At 71.3% G+C, this 13,685-nt stretch carries 16 protein-coding genes; 11 read left to right on the forward strand and 5 right to left on the reverse strand.

The annotated features are described in order from the left end of the window. The first annotated feature begins 219 nt into the window (after window positions 1-219). Window positions 220-990 (forward strand): TSUP family transporter, encoded by a 771-nt coding sequence (locus IMZ11_RS08935; protein WP_228639460.1) that lies wholly within the window; start codon window positions 220-222, stop codon window positions 988-990. Here IMZ11_RS08935 and IMZ11_RS08940 read toward each other — a convergent pair. Both IMZ11_RS08940 and IMZ11_RS08945 read right to left on the reverse strand, forming a co-directional pair. Continuing rightward, a complete protein-coding gene (locus IMZ11_RS08940) occupies window positions 977-2,248 on the reverse strand; it encodes an MFS transporter (RefSeq protein ID WP_228639462.1) in 1,272 nt (423 codons plus the stop codon). The two genes, IMZ11_RS08935 and IMZ11_RS08940, sit on opposite strands and share 14 nt — an antisense overlap. 145 nt (window positions 2,249-2,393) lie before the next feature. Then, a complete protein-coding gene (locus IMZ11_RS08945) occupies window positions 2,394-3,158 on the reverse strand; it encodes a DeoR/GlpR family DNA-binding transcription regulator (protein ID WP_228639464.1) in 765 nt (254 codons plus the stop codon). A 72-nt stretch (window positions 3,159-3,230) separates the two neighbouring features. Here IMZ11_RS08945 and IMZ11_RS08950 point away from each other — a divergent pair, with 72 nt between their 5' ends. The 5 genes from IMZ11_RS08950 to IMZ11_RS08970 all read left to right on the forward strand — a co-directional run bounded on the left by IMZ11_RS08950 (window position 3,231) and on the right by IMZ11_RS08970 (window position 7,143). Beyond that, entirely contained in the window at window positions 3,231-4,211 is a 981-nt protein-coding gene (locus tag IMZ11_RS08950) for a YafY family protein (protein ID WP_228639646.1), read from the forward strand. Window positions 4,212-4,253: 42 nt separating this feature from the next. Continuing rightward, window positions 4,254-4,937 carry a LysE family translocator gene (locus IMZ11_RS08955; RefSeq protein WP_228639466.1) on the forward strand — a complete coding sequence of 228 codons (684 nt, stop codon included), beginning with the start codon at window positions 4,254-4,256 and terminating at the stop codon, window positions 4,935-4,937. A 7-nt stretch (window positions 4,938-4,944) separates the two neighbouring features. Continuing rightward, window positions 4,945-5,709 carry an alpha/beta fold hydrolase gene (locus IMZ11_RS08960; RefSeq protein WP_228639468.1) on the forward strand — a complete coding sequence of 255 codons (765 nt, stop codon included), beginning with the start codon at window positions 4,945-4,947 and terminating at the stop codon, window positions 5,707-5,709. A gap of 102 nt (window positions 5,710-5,811) precedes the next feature. Continuing rightward, window positions 5,812-6,297, forward strand: coding sequence for a carboxymuconolactone decarboxylase family protein (locus IMZ11_RS08965; RefSeq protein WP_228639470.1), 486 nt, complete (start codon window positions 5,812-5,814; stop codon window positions 6,295-6,297). An 81-nt stretch (window positions 6,298-6,378) separates the two neighbouring features. After that, window positions 6,379-7,143 carry an isocitrate lyase/phosphoenolpyruvate mutase family protein gene (locus IMZ11_RS08970; RefSeq protein ID WP_228639472.1) on the forward strand — a complete coding sequence of 255 codons (765 nt, stop codon included), beginning with the start codon at window positions 6,379-6,381 and terminating at the stop codon, window positions 7,141-7,143. 9 nt (window positions 7,144-7,152) lie between these two features. Here IMZ11_RS08970 and IMZ11_RS08975 read toward each other — a convergent pair whose 3' ends face one another. Together IMZ11_RS08975 and IMZ11_RS08980 are read right to left on the reverse strand one after the other, a co-directional pair. Continuing rightward, window positions 7,153-8,046, reverse strand: coding sequence for an aldo/keto reductase (locus IMZ11_RS08975; protein ID WP_228639473.1), 894 nt, complete (start codon window positions 8,044-8,046; stop codon window positions 7,153-7,155). Then, a complete protein-coding gene (locus IMZ11_RS08980; protein ID WP_228639475.1) occupies window positions 8,031-8,921 on the reverse strand; it encodes an NAD-dependent epimerase/dehydratase family protein in 891 nt (296 codons plus the stop codon). Before IMZ11_RS08980 ends, IMZ11_RS08975 begins: the two co-directional genes overlap by 16 nt. A gap of 71 nt (window positions 8,922-8,992) precedes the next feature. Between IMZ11_RS08980 and IMZ11_RS08985 the strand changes: the two genes are divergently transcribed. From IMZ11_RS08985 to IMZ11_RS09005, 5 genes are all read left to right on the forward strand, one after another. Continuing rightward, on the forward strand, window positions 8,993-9,889 hold the full coding sequence (locus IMZ11_RS08985; RefSeq protein WP_228639477.1) for a LysR family transcriptional regulator: 897 nt from the start codon (window positions 8,993-8,995) through the stop codon (window positions 9,887-9,889). Window positions 9,890-10,034: 145 nt separating this feature from the next. Next, a complete protein-coding gene (locus IMZ11_RS08990; RefSeq protein ID WP_228639479.1) occupies window positions 10,035-10,733 on the forward strand; it encodes a hypothetical protein in 699 nt (232 codons plus the stop codon). Continuing rightward, a complete protein-coding gene (locus tag IMZ11_RS08995; RefSeq protein WP_228639481.1) occupies window positions 10,730-11,623 on the forward strand; it encodes a LysR family transcriptional regulator in 894 nt (297 codons plus the stop codon). The genes IMZ11_RS08990 and IMZ11_RS08995 overlap by 4 nt, the downstream gene beginning before the upstream one ends. A gap of 227 nt (window positions 11,624-11,850) precedes the next feature. Then, entirely contained in the window at window positions 11,851-12,132 is a 282-nt protein-coding gene (locus IMZ11_RS09000; protein ID WP_228639484.1) for a hypothetical protein, read from the forward strand. Between the two features lie 63 nt (window positions 12,133-12,195). Then, window positions 12,196-12,471 carry a hypothetical protein gene (locus IMZ11_RS09005; protein ID WP_228639486.1) on the forward strand — a complete coding sequence of 92 codons (276 nt, stop codon included), beginning with the start codon at window positions 12,196-12,198 and terminating at the stop codon, window positions 12,469-12,471. A gap of 112 nt (window positions 12,472-12,583) precedes the next feature. On the opposite strand, the gene IMZ11_RS09010 is transcribed toward IMZ11_RS09005, so the two are convergent. Then, window positions 12,584-13,327: a hypothetical protein gene (locus tag IMZ11_RS09010; RefSeq protein WP_228639488.1), complete on the reverse strand. Its 744-nt coding sequence runs from the start codon at window positions 13,325-13,327 to the stop codon at window positions 12,584-12,586. Window positions 13,328-13,685: the final 358 nt, after the last annotated feature.

The following is a 13,685-nucleotide window of genomic DNA, read 5'->3' on the forward strand; positions in this document are numbered from 1 at the left end:
AGGCCGTATCTCGCAGCGGCCAGGGCGGGCGAGTAGGGCAAGGGCGGCGCGATCGTCGACCCCCGAGTGCGCCTCCACCGCCGAAGATCGCGCACCGTCGTAGTAGGACAGTGCGTCGACGTGTGGCGCCGGAACGCCGCAGCCCGCCCGTGGCCGTACAGACCGGGACGGCTGGCTACCCTCGGATGGTCAAGAGATCGTCAGGGAAAGGGGCGCCGCATGGGGGCGGGAGAGGTCGTGATCCTGCTCGTGGCGGCGCTCGCCGCGGGCTGGGTGGACGCGGTCGTCGGCGGGGGAGGGCTGCTCCAGCTCCCCGCGCTGCTGCTGGCCGGGCTGTCCCCGGTGCAGGCGATGGCGACGAACAAGTCCGCGGCCATCTTCGGTACGGCCTCCGCCGCGCTGACGTACGCCAGGAACACCAAGCTCGACCGGGCGGTGGCCGTACCGTCGGGCGTACTCGCGGTGGCGTTCGCCGGGCTGGGGGCGGCCTCGGCCGCGATGCTGGACGCGGCGGTGCTCAAGCCACTGGTCCTCGTCGTGCTGCTCGGGGTGGCGGCGTTCGTGACGACGCGTCCGGCGTTCGGCCTGCTCCCGCGTCCTCATCTGCGTACGAGGGGACGGCTGCTGGCCGCGGTCGCCGTCGCGGGCGGGGTGATCGCGTTCTACGACGGGATACTCGGTCCGGGGACGGGGACGTTCCTGCTCATCGCGTTCACGTCCATCCTGGGCATGGACTTCGTCAACGCCTCGGCCACCGCGAAGATCCTCAACACCGGGACGAACCTCGGGGCTCTGGTCGTCTTCTCCTGGCAGGGGCACGTGTTGTGGGCCCTCGGCCTCGGCATGGCCGTGTGCAACATCGCCGGAGCCCAGCTCGGAGCGCGCATGGCGCTCAAGCGGGGCTCCGGCTTCGTCCGGATCGTGCTGCTGTGCGTGGTGACCGGCCTGGTCGTCAAGCTCGGCTACGAGCAGTTCCTCAGACCGGCGTGACGTTCCCGCCGGGGACGCCGCTCTCGGCGGCCGGTTCCGCCGGGGCGGCCGTCGTGGGCGCCCGGAGCGCGGGTGCCGCGAAGGCCACGAACGCCGACAGGACGACGGGGATCAGGAGCGCGTAGCGCAGGGTGGACAGCTCCGAGGCGCCGCCGATCAGGACGGGACCGGCGAGTAGACCGGCGTAGCCGAGGCTCGCGACCCGGGCCAGCGCACGTCCGGCCTGGGCCGGGTCACGGTGCCCGGCGGCCGAGAAGACCTGCGGGATGGTGCATGACAGACCGGCTCCGAAGAGACCGAACCCGATGACGCCCGTGATCCGCGCGCCGCCGAGCACCGCCAGGGCCAGCCCGCCGGCGGCGAGGATCCCGCAGTAGCGCACCAGCGGCACCGGGCCGAGTAGGTTCGCCAGCCGGTCCCCGGCGAACCGTCCCGCGGTCATCATGACGGCGAACGCGGCGTACGCGGCGGCGCCGGCGCCGGGGGAGGAACCCAGGGTCTCGACCAGGTAGACCGAGCTCCAGTCGGCCGCCGTGCCCTCTCCCACCAGACAGCAGAAGGCGAGCACACCCAGGAAGAGCACGCCTCGCGGCAGGCTGGCCTTGGTGGTCCCGGTGGTCCCGGTGGTCTGCCCGGTGGTGGTGCTCTCCGGCGCGGCGGCGCCGTTCTCATGCCCGGCGGGGGCGTCGCGCATGGCCCACCGGGCCGACACGACCGCCAGTACGGCGATCAGCAGGCCCGCCGACAGGAACGTACGGCCCGCGTCGACGGAGACGTGCGCGAACAGCCCGCCGATCGCGGCACCGAGGAAGCCGCCGATGCTGAACACCGCGTGGAACGAGCCCATGAGCGTCCTGCCGTACGCGCGCTCGACGACGACGGCGTTGGCGTTCATCGCGACGTCCAGGCTGCCGTGCGCCAGCCCGAAGACGAACAGTGCCAGGGCGAGCGAGGGCAGGTTCGGGACGTAGGCGGGGAGCACGAGGACGAAACCCTGGGCCATGGCCATGGGGATCATGACGCGGTGGCTGCCGAACCGGTCGATGAGCCGGCCGACGATCTGCATGCCGGCGATGGCGCCCGCCGCGATGCCGAGCAGGCCGAGGCTCAGTTCGCCGTCGCCGAGGGCGAGGCGTTCCTTGATGGCGGGGACGCGGGCCGTCCACGTGCCGATGGTGAGCCCGGAGAGCAGGAACAGCCCGTACACGGCGAGCCGGGCGCGCAGCAGCGCCGGGCGGCTGGGGGCGAGAAGGACCATAAGACACTCCGATGGGGGGATGTCACGAAAGGTTTCAGCAAGCGACGCGGCATCTCCACAGGTCGAAGGGCGACCCGACGACGGAGATCCCGAGCTGGAGGGCCCGAGCCGGAGGGCTCGGAGACCAGGAGTGAGGTCGTGGAGATCAGGGGCGGGCGATGCGGACGGTCACGCCGGCGGCGGTGAGGGCGTCGTGCTGGTCCCGGGGGACGCCCTCGTCGGTGACGACCACGTCGAGCCGGTCCAGCCCGCAGACGGCGCCGAACGCGGTCCTGCTGAACTTGCCGGAGTCGCACGCGACGATGACCCGCCGCGCCGAGGCGATGGCGGCCTGCTTGATCGCGACCTCCGGCAGGTCGTGCGCGGTCAGCCCGTGTTCCGCGGACAGGCCGCAGCACCCGATCACCGCGGTGTCGAACCGCAGCGCCCTGATCGACGTCTCGGTGAGCGGGCCGACGAAGTTCAGCTCGCCCTGCCGTACCTCTCCGCCGGGCAGGACCAGACGGATCCGCGGCGCGGTGGCGAGTTCCTGAGCCGACTGGAGGGCGAGGGGGAGCACGGTGAGCCGTCGTTCTCGTACGGCGCGGGCGACCTCGAGGAGGGTCGTGCCGCCGTCGAACAGCACCGCCTCTCCGTCGGCGAGCAGCGCGGCGACCTCGGCGGCGATGCGCTGCTTGGCCTCGACCGCCTCGCGTTCGCGTACGCCGAAGGGGGGTTCCTCTCCGCGCAGCAGCAGGCTCAGCGCGCCGCCGCGGACCCGGCGGACGACGCCCTGTTGGGCGAGTTCGTCCAGGTCTCTGCGGATGGTCATCTCCGAGACGCCGTGTTCGGCCGCCAACTCGGCGACCGAGACGCTGTCGGCCGTACGAAGAGCGCTCATGATCGCTCTCATCCTGTCCGCACTCTCCATGTGTTCATTTGAACATGAGCGTTGTGCGTTGAGCAAATAAATCTACGTTGTAAAGGTGGCAGGATGGGTGACATGCGTGCCAGCCGGTTGCTGTCCCTCCTTCTCCTGCTGCAGACCCGCGGCAGGATGACCGCCCCCGAGCTGTCCGCCGAACTCGAGGTGTCGGTCCGTACGGTCTACCGGGATGTCGAGGCCCTGTCGGCGGCCGGCGTCCCCGTGTACGCCGACAGGGGCCCGGCGGGCGGCTACCGGCTCCTCGACGGATATCGCACCAAGCTGAACGGGCTCAGCCGCGAGGAGGCGTCGTCGCTCTTCCTCGCCGGGCTGCCCGGTCCCGCCGCCGAGCTCGGGCTGGCCGAGGTCGCGGCGACCGCCGAGCTGAAACTCCTCGCGGCGCTGCCGCCGGAACCTCGTTCACACGCGGCCCGGATGCGCGAGCGCTTCCATCTCGACGTGCCGGGCTGGTACCGCGCGGGCGACGACGTCCCGTTCCTCGCCGAGGTCTCCGGGGCGGTGTGGGACCAGCGGGTGTTGCGGCTCCGCTACCGGCGGTGGGGGCCGCAGGACGTGGAACGGACCGTCCACCCGTACGGCCTGGTGCTCAAGGGCGGTTCCTGGTACCTGGCCGCCGCCTGCGGCGAGAGCGTCCGCACCTACCGCGTCAGCCGCATCATCGACGTGGAGGTCCTGGACGAGCGGTTCGACCGGCAGGAGGACTTCGATCTCGTGGCGTTCTGGCGGGAGTTCTCCGCCGAGTTCGCCGCGCGCATGTACACCGCCGACGCCGTCGTACGGCTCGCGCCCGACGCCGTGGGCCTCTTCCGCTACACCTTCGGCGACGTGGCCGAGGATGCGCTTCGCGAGGGCGTCCCCGGCGACGACGGGTGGACGCGGCTGACCCTGCCGATCGAGTCGCTCCGGCACGCGCGCTGGCAGCTGCTCCGACTCGGCGCCCTTGTCGAGGTCCTGGAGCCGTCCGAACTGCGCGACATGATGGCCGAGGCGGCGGCCGACCTCTCCGCCATGTACGGCTCCCGCCCCGCGACGGGCTGAAAACCGTTTGCGCCCCGCCCGTGCCGTGATGACGATGGGCGGGTGTTCCTGCTCACGTTCATCGGCTCATGCGTGCTGCTCGCGATGATCCCCGGGGTCAGCACCGCGGTCATCCTGCGCCAGACGCTCCGCGCGGGGCGTGCGTCAGGCGTGGCGGCCACGCTCGGCAACGAGACCGGCATCTTCCTGTGGGCGATGGCGGCCGTGTTCGGGCTGTCCGCGCTGGTCCTCGCCTCCGAGGTGGCCTATGCCGCGATACGGGTCGTCGGCGCCGTCGTGCTCGTCGTGATGGGCGCCCAGTCGTTGTGGCAGGCCAGGCGCGGCCGTGCCGTACCGGCCGGAGCGGGGGAAGGCATGACGCGAAGCTCTTCCGCGGAGGGGGCGCGAGCGGAGCGGGAGCCGGAGGCTGCGCGCGGCTGGCGGCGCTCCTACGCTCTGGGGCTCGCCACCTGCGGCGCCAACCCGAAGGCGGCCGTGTTCGCCATGTCGTTCCTGCCGCAGTTCGTGCCGCCGGGCACGGTGTCGGGTGGCAACGTCCCGCTGATGTTGTCGCTGCTGGCGGCGATCTGGGTGGCGGTGGACTTGGTGTGGTACCTCGGGCTGATCTGGGTGGTCGGCCGGGCCCGGCTCGTGTTCGACCGCCCCGCTGTACGTCGCCGGCTGGAACAGATCTCCGGCGTGATCTTGATTGGCCTCGGCCTGCGCGTCGCGATGGACGCTCGATGAAGGAGTTGTGATCGGGTTGACCGGTGTCTGGTACGAGGTCGCGGGAGCCGGCGATCCGGTGGTGCTGCTGCATTCCGGTGTGACCGACGCCCGCATGTGGGCCCCGCAGTGGGAGGCGCTGACCGCGTCGTTCCGGGTGGTACGGCTCGACTTCCGGGGATACGGGCGCAGCCCGTGGGCTGCGGACGGTCCGTACTCCGACGACGGCGACGTCGCGGAGCTGCTCGCCTCCCTCGGACTGCGTGAGGTGGCCGTCGTCGGCGCCTCGCACGGCGGGCGGGTGGCACTGGAACTGGCCACGAGGCATCCGGATCTGGTCTCCCGGCTGGTCCTGCTCAACGCCGGGTGCGGGCTGCCCGCGACTCCCGACCTGGAGGAGTTCGGCGCCGAGGAGGACCGGCTGATCGAGGCCGGTGACATCGCGGGCGCCGCGGACCTCAACGCGCGGACCTGGCTCGGACCCGAGGCGGACGACGCCACGAGGGCATGGGTGTCCCAGATGCAGCGCGATGCCTTCGAGCTGCAGCTCAAGGCCGATCCGGAGCCCGAGCGGGTCCGTGGTGAGATCGACTTGGCCCGGATCCGGGTTCCGGCCCTGGTGGTGACCGGTGACCACGACCTCCTGTACTTCCAGGAGACGGCCCGCCACCTCGCCCGGACGCTGTCCACGGCGAGCCTCGTCCGGCTGGAGTGGGCGGGGCACCTGCCGAGCATGGAACGCCCGGCGGAGACGACCCGGATCATCGAGGAGTTCCTGACCGGCCGATCATGACCGGCAGGCGAGGAGCGAGGCTTCTGCGGCCGAAATGGATCGTTCAGTAGACCCGGAATTGGCTCTTAGACGTCGGCCGACCGCTGATCTAGAGTGGCCCATATGGGGAAAGAGAGCACGTCAACGACCATTCCCGTGCCCGCGCGCATGGAGATCGGCCGGTTGGCCCCGGAGATCTACCGCGCGATGGTGGCGCTGAATCGGACCATCGGCGAGTCCGGCCTGGAGTCCTCGCTGCAGGAGCTGGTGAAGATCCGGGCGTCTCAGATCAACGGCTGCGCGTTCTGCATCGACATGCACACCCAGGAGGCCCGGGCGGCCGGAGAGACCGAGCAGCGGATCTACGCCCTGTCCGCGTGGGAGGAGGCGCCGTTCTTCACCGCGCGCGAGCGCGCCGCGCTGGCCCTCACCGAGGCCATCACGCTGATCGCCGGCACCCGCGTGCCCGACGACGTGTACGCGGAGGCGGCCGAGGAGTTCGACGAGCAGGAGCTGGCCCGGCTGATCTGGGCCATCACCGCGATCAACGCCTGGAACCGGGTCGCGATCTCGACACGGATGGTCGCAAAGTACCGCCCCGCCGGATAGCCGGCGCACAGGCCGCGGCGTGAGCAGGATGACAGGCGTTACCGCGGCGGGGCCGCGACTACGGCGGACAAGGAGATCACGATGAACATGGCCGACGCTACGGACACGGCCTCCGCGACGCTGCGGGCCCTTCACGTGCCCGGCAGACCCCTGGTCCTGCCGAACGTGTGGGACGCCGCCAGCGCCAGGATCGTGGCGGAGGCCGGGTTCCTCGCCGTCGCCACCGGCAGCGCCGCTGTCGCCGCGGTCCTCGGGTACGACGACGGTGAGACCCCTCCGGCGGAGATGTTCGCGGCGATCGCCCGTGTCTCCCGGGTGGTCGCGGTCCCCGTGACCGCGGACGTGGAGCGCGGATACGGCCTGCGTCCCGCCGAGTTGGCGGAGCGCCTGGCCGAGAGCGGCGCGGTTGGCTGCAACCTCGAGGACTTCGATCCGCGCACCGGCGGTCTCGTGGACGTGGAGGAGCAGGCCGACTTCCTCGCCGCCGTCAGGCAGGCGGCGCCCGGCCTGGTCGTCAACGCCCGGACCGATCCGTACCTGTCCCGGCACGACGACCCGCTCGCCGAGGCGGTGCGACGGGGCCGCCGCTACCTGGAGGCGGGCGCGGACTGCGTCTATCCGATCCTGGCCCGCACCGCGGATCTGGCCACGCTGGTCGAGGAGATGGGCGGGCCCGTCAACGCGCTGTGCGGGCCGGGCTCGCCGTCGCCCGCCGCGCTCGCGGAGCTGGGCGTGGCCCGGATCAGCTTCGGCCACAACCTTCATCGGGCCACGCACGCGTACGCCGAGCGGATGGTCGCGGCGATCGGCGCCGGGCTCAGCCCGTACGGCGACGTCGCGCCCTGAAAACCGGGATCACCCCCTTGGCCGGTCGAGCCGGTCGAGCCGGTCCAGCGTGGCGAGTTCGTCGGCGGTGAGCGTCAGCTCGGCAGCCCCGGCGGAGTCGCGGATCGACGCGGGACGGCTGGCGCCGGGGATCGGGACGACCCGCGGGGAGCGGGCCAGATGCCAGGCGAGGCAGACCTGCTGCGGGCTCACGCCGCGTCGGCGGGCGATCGTGTGGAACGGCGTCCCATCGGCAGGGTCGTCGGAGTCCAGCGCGCTGCGGGAGACGCCGCCGAGGGGGCTCCAGGGCAGGAAGGCGACGCCGAGCTCGGTGCACAGACGCAGTTCGGGGTCGCTGTCCCGCACAGCGGGGGAGTAGCGGTTCTGGACCGAGGCCAGACGGCCGCCCAGTTCCCGGTGGGCCTGGCGGATCTGCCGGACGTCGACGTTCGAGATCCCGGCCATCCGGATCTTGCCCTCGTCGAGCAGGTCGCGGAGTGCGCCGACCGACTCGGCGAAGGGGACGTCCGGGTCGGGCTTGTGGAGTTGGTAGAGCCCGATCGAGTCGGCGCCGAGCCGCTTGAGCGACGCCTCGCAGGCCCGCATGATGTGGCGCGGGTCGCCGTTCACCGTCCATGAGCCGTCTCCGGGGCGGCCGCGGCCGCCCTTCGTGGCGATGAGGACATCGGTGACGTCACCGCCGTAGGCCGCGAGAGCGCGGGCGATCAGCCGTTCGTTGTGGCCGATCTCGTCGGCGTGCCAGTGGTAGGAGTCGGCGGTGTCGATCAGCGTGACGCCCGCGTCGAGGGCGGCGTGGATCGTGGCGATCGCCCTGGCCTCGTCCGGCCGGCCCTCGATGGACAGCGGCATCGCGCCGAGGCCGACGGCGCTCACGGGGACGTCTCCGATCAGGCGAGTGCGCATGTCCGCTCCTCCTCCGCGAGCGCGTCCTCGATGACGGACGGCAGCCAGTCGGCGACCCGCGAGAACGGGAAGCCGAGAGCCGTGGCGCGCCCGTTGTCCATGGCGTAGGACCGGTCGAAGGAGAACGGCGAGACGTCCTCGCCGACCGCGTACACGGGCTCCCCGATGGCGGCGCACAATTGCCGGACGTCCAGGGTCCCGTGCGAGGCGGCGTTGACGGCTCCGGTGAAATCCGCTCGCGCGGCCCAGGCAAGGAACTCCGCGATCTCCCGCTCGTGGATGAACGACGCCGGCCGGGGATCCTCGTGGACGATCACCGGAAGGCCGGCCCGGATCCTGCGGACGTAGTGCGCGAGCCGTCCGGTGAAGTCCGCGCCACCCAGCACGTGCGCCGTCCTGACGCTGACGAAGCCGAACGCGGGGTCGCGTGTGAAGACCGCCTCGGCCTGGCGCTTGCCCTCGCCGTAGTTGTGGTCGAGGAACGCCGGGTCGTCCCATGGCAGGTCCGTCCGTACCGGCCAGTTCGCGGGATCGACGGCGTGTTCCGCGTGCGGCGGGCCGTCGAGGTCGGCGTACACCTCGATCGTCGAGGTCATGACGTAACGCCTGGTCCTGCCCGCGAACACCCGCCGCGCGACGGCCGCCTGCGCGGGCGTGTAGCAGACCTGGTCGATCACCGCGTCGAAGTCGCGGTCGTCCAGGACGCGGCGCAGGGCGTCCTCGTCGTCCCGGTCGGCCCGCAGGTGCGTCACGCCCGCGGGCGCCGGAGCCGATCCCCGGTTGACGACCGTGACCGCCGTCCCCGCGTCGCGCAGGTTCTCGACCAGCCGCCTGCCGAAGTGCCTGCTTCCGCCGATGATGCATATCTCGCTCATGAGGATCAGGGTGCCCGCGTATAGTCATCAGCGGTAGTGGTGATCTTCTTAGTTGGTCGTAAGGAAAACTGTTGATCGATGTTCACCGGCTCAGCGTTCTGCGTGAGGTCGCCCGCCATGGCAGCTTCAACCGCGCCGCCGCCGCCCTGCGGTTCACCCCTTCGGCGGTCTCGCAGCAGGTCGCCGCACTGGAGCGCGGCCTCGGCGTCCCCGTGGTGGAACGCAGCACCCGAGGCGTGGTCCTCACCGAGCCGGGGCGCCTGCTCGTCGAGGCCGCCGAGGCCATCGCCGCCGAACTGGCCGACGCTCAGGAGCGCATCGACCGGCTGTCCACCGAGCGGGCCCGGTTCACGATCGCGGCCTTCGCCAGCGGGGGCCGCCGCCTCCTGCCGCCGGCGCTCGCCCGATTCGTCGTCGAGCATCCCGAGGCCGAGCTGACGATCCTCGAGCGTGAACCGGAGGACAGCCTGCCCCTGGTCAGGGAGGGCCGCGCCGACCTGGCCCTCGCCTACCACTTCGACGGGCCCGCGCCCGTCCGCCCCGGTGACCGCTCCGGCATGGACTGGACCCCGCTGATCGCCGACCCGCTCCGGGTCGTCCTCCCGCGGACGCATCCCCGAGCCGGGAACGCCCGCCTCCATCTGGCCGAACTCGCCGGGGAACGCTGGATCCTCGGATGCCTGAAGACCGTTGACCTCCTCGGTCGCTACGCCGAGTTGGCCGGCTTCGAGCTGCGGATCTCCTGCAGCGCCACCGACTACTTCTTCGCGCAGTCCCTGGTCACCGCGGGTGTGGGCGTCGCCCTCATCCCCGAGATCGCCCTGACGCCCGCCCCGGACGTCGTCGCGATCCCCCTTGAGCCGCCCAGCCCGTCCCGTTTCATCGGCATCGCGACCTCCCGCCGCCACCGCGGCCCCGCCCAGCCGTACGTCGAGGCGCTCTGCGGGCTCCTGTCGGAAGGAGCCTGAGTGAGGGCGGGATCCCGCCGTCAGAGCGCTCGATGCGCCGGATTCTCCGCGTATCGGCGGTCACGTCCTGACCTGAGCGATCGCTCATGGCGGGCGTGTGATCCGGCATTGGCCGTCATGGCCGGCCCACCGCATAGTGAGTGCCATGTTCGACCGATCCCTGCGCGTCGCCGTCATCGGCGATCGCGACCCGGCGTTTCCCCCGCACCTGGCCACCGACGACGCCTTGCGGCACGCCGCCGCGCACCTCGGTATCGCGGTGGACGTTCGCTGGCTGGCCACCGAACCGCTCGAATCCGACCTGACCGAGGTCGAGGCCGCCGACGTGCTGTGGTGCGCGCCCGGCAGCCCGTACCGCAGCCTGCTCGGCGCCCTCGCCGCGCTCCGGTACGGCCGCGAGCGCGGCGTGCCCACCCTGGGAACGTGCGGCGGCTGCCAGCACATGGTCATCGAGTACGCCCGCCACGTGCTCGGCTACGAGGACGCCCAGCACGCCGAGTACGACCCGTACGCCTCGACCCTGTTCGTGTCGGCGCTGACCTGCTCGCCGGCGGGCATGACCATGCCCGTCACCCTGGTCCCCGGCTCCCGGGTGGCCGCGCTGTACGGACGGACCGAGGTCGAGGAGAAGTACTACTGCAACTTCGGCCTCGACCCCAGCCGGCAGGGGAGCCTCCACGACGGCGGGTTCCCGGTCACCGGCGTGGACGGTGACGGCGAGGCCCGGGTGCTGGAGCTCCCCGGCCATCCGTACTACGTGGCCACGCTGTATGTGCCGCAGGCCCGCTCGCGCCCCGATGCCCCGCACCCGCTGGTCGTCGGCCTACTGCGTGCGGCGCTGTGACGCTCACCCAGCTCAGGATCCTGCTGGCGGTCGCACGGACCGGCAACATGACCCGGGCCGCCGAGGAGATGGCCACCACGCAGTCCGCCGTCAGCCACGCGCTGCGCGCGCTGGAGAACGAGTTCGGGGTCGCGCTGCTGGTGCGCGGGAACCACGGGGTGACCCTGACGGAGACCGGGCGTGCCGTGCGCCGCCGCGCCGCGCTCATCCTCACCCAGGTGGAGGCGCTGGAGCAGGAGGTGGCCGCGGCCCGGGAGCAGGAGCGCGGCAGCCTGCGCGTCGGTGTCATCCCCAGCGCCAACGTCCGGCTGCTGCCGCCGATCCTGCGGCGGTTCGGGGACGCGCATCCGCGGGTGCGCCTGACAGTGCTGGAGGGTTCGGACGACGAGGTGCTGGAGTGGCTGGAGACGGGGGCGGCGGACATCGCCACCGTGTCAGCCGGGGGTACGGGCGCGGCCGGGTTCCCGCTCCCCGCCGGGGCGGTGGCGCGGCCGCTCGCCGCGGACCGCATGCTGGCCGTCCTGCCCAGCGGTCACGAGCTGGGCGTACGCCACTCGGTGCCGGTGGCCGATCTGGCCCGGCACCCGTTCATCATGTCCACGGGTGGGTGCGAGCCGCTGATCACGGCGCTCGCGCGGGCGGCGGGGGCGAGCCTGACGTGCCACTACCGTGTGCGCGACACCAACAGCATCCTCGCCATGGTCGCCGAGGGCCTCGGGGTGAGCATCGTCCCCGAACTCTCGCTGCCCGCCCACCGCGCGGGCGTACACGCGATCCCGCTGGATCCGGCGGCCGAGCGCACCGTTCTCCTCGTCCTGCCCGCGGATCCGCTCCCCGCCGCCGCCGCCTTCGCCGAGCTGGCCGTCACTCTCACCGTCGCCACCCGATGAGCACCTGGTCCAGGGCCTGTACGCGGCCAGGTAGCTCTCGGGCGTCGTGTCGAAGCGGAAGGCCGGCGCGCGAAGTCCGCCGGCTGTCACGGGCCTGGCTCTCGACGGCCTCCAGCCGGCGACATAACGTGCGGATGCCGGGATTCTCGATCGACGGGGGACCGGACGTGCAGGGAACGGACGCAGGCCGGATTCTCTGAGAAGATCGCTTTGTGGTGAGGCCTGAGGTGGCGAAGTTCGTTGATGCGGGTCCTCTGCCCAGCGAGGATGCCGAGTTCGAAGAGATCGCCGATCGGGAGAGCGAGCTTCATGCGATCTCCGCTCCGGTAACTGTCGAGGAAGCGGAGCTGCTGGCCGGGTGCTTCGGGCCGGACGGCTGTCACGGTGTGGCCTGGTCGCTCCTGCACGTGATCGAGTCGGCTCCCGTGCATCCACTTCGTTCCGCGCCCGCGCAGGACGGTCCGCCGTGGCTCACGATGCTTTGGGAGCGCCTCCAGAATGCGGGGTGAGCTCTCCGAACGCACCCGGCCTTCCGGTGCTCCGGCTGCGGTTCCGGTCTATGTGGTCGTCTCGTGACCGGGCGGAAAGAGAGATGGCCGAAGGCCGATCACGATGGCGGGATTGAGGACGCGGCCCTGCTCATCATGGAGTGGCTCGCCGAGCAGGGCATCGGTGCGATGCTCAGGGTTGATGCCGAGAGGCTGGCGGAGGGGCGGCCTTCCTGGACCTTCGCGGCGAGCGGCGGCCCGCTGGTGGTGGGCATGCGTACCGATGCCGCCAGCGCCGCACTGTGCCTGTCGTTGGCGGTCGCCCGGCTCCGCGAACTCGGCGTGGTCGTGCCGTATTGATCACGACAGTTCTGATCGACCAGGTGCTGGAGTTCGGCGCGCTGGGCGGCGAGGTCTGCCGGGTCGGTGAGTTCGGGCGCAGTCGTGTGCGCGCCGGGAGCTTCGGTGGCCCTCACTGCGGGCGAACGGCGATCGATTCGGCGGAGAGGGTGACCTCGACGGTGATGTACGGATTGTCCAGCTGCGGGAGCTGAAGCCCACGCTTGAACTCCTCCGCATCGTCCGGCATCACCTTCGGTTGAACTGTGACCTTGACTTGGCCGGTCTCCTCATCTGGTTGCGCCATCATCGTGGCCACCTCAGGACGGGTTCGGAGCCAGGAGACGACCGTGTCCTGGGCCCGCCGGAGCTCCGCGGCCGAGAATCCCTTGCCGCCGATCAGGGTGACTTCCGTGGGGAGGGTCCTGGCCAGCTCGATCGCGCGAGTCGGGATGGGACCCTTGAAGCCGACGCGCAGCCCCCGCTGGTCGTCGACGTATCTGACGCCGGAGATCTCGTCGGGGAACTCCGCATTAAGTTTGTCGATCACCCGGCTGTTGGACGACTGTGAGCCGAAGCGGTCGATGGCCTCCTCGTAGGAGATGCCCTCCGATCTGGCGATGGCCCCGAGGTCGACCAGCTCGGCGTAGGGAATGCCGTCGATCGCCACGTCCGGGTCGGTCACCGCAGGGTCGTAACCCTCGAAGTCCGTCGGCTTGGGCGACGAGGTAGCAGCCACCCGGGTCGCGTACCGCTTGACGACCTCCTCCAGGGGCCGGCCCGACGCCGCCGCCTCTCGCTTGAGCCGCTCCAGGGTGGGCCGATGCGCTTTAGGCTGATCGGCCCGCGGCAACACGATCGTCTCGGTCCCGGCCACAGTGAGTACCGGATCAGCACCAGACTGGCCGCAGGCGCACAACGACGCAAGCACCGCGATGACGGCCAAACGCGATCTCTTCATACCTAAGGGACGCGCCGTCGGCCTGGAGGGTTCATCCAGGCACCCCATCCAGTACGGCGAAGCCCGTTCATCAGAGTGCGCCTCCAATGCGGACCTTGCGTGCCCACCATAAGTCGGTCCTCCGCTCCCACCGTGTCCCCAGCCCCAAAGGGGGCTTGATAGCGCTGTGGCGCCTTCTCGGGGTGTCGGAATCGGTTTGGTTTCCCGACAGGCCGCCAACCAGCCCCAGCACCCCAGAAAACCGGACGACAGGGGATGAAATGCCACGTCGGGC

The organism is Microtetraspora sp. AC03309 (genome assembly GCF_020826795.1).
Lineage (GTDB): Bacteria > Actinomycetota > Actinomycetes > Streptosporangiales > Streptosporangiaceae > Microtetraspora > Microtetraspora glauca.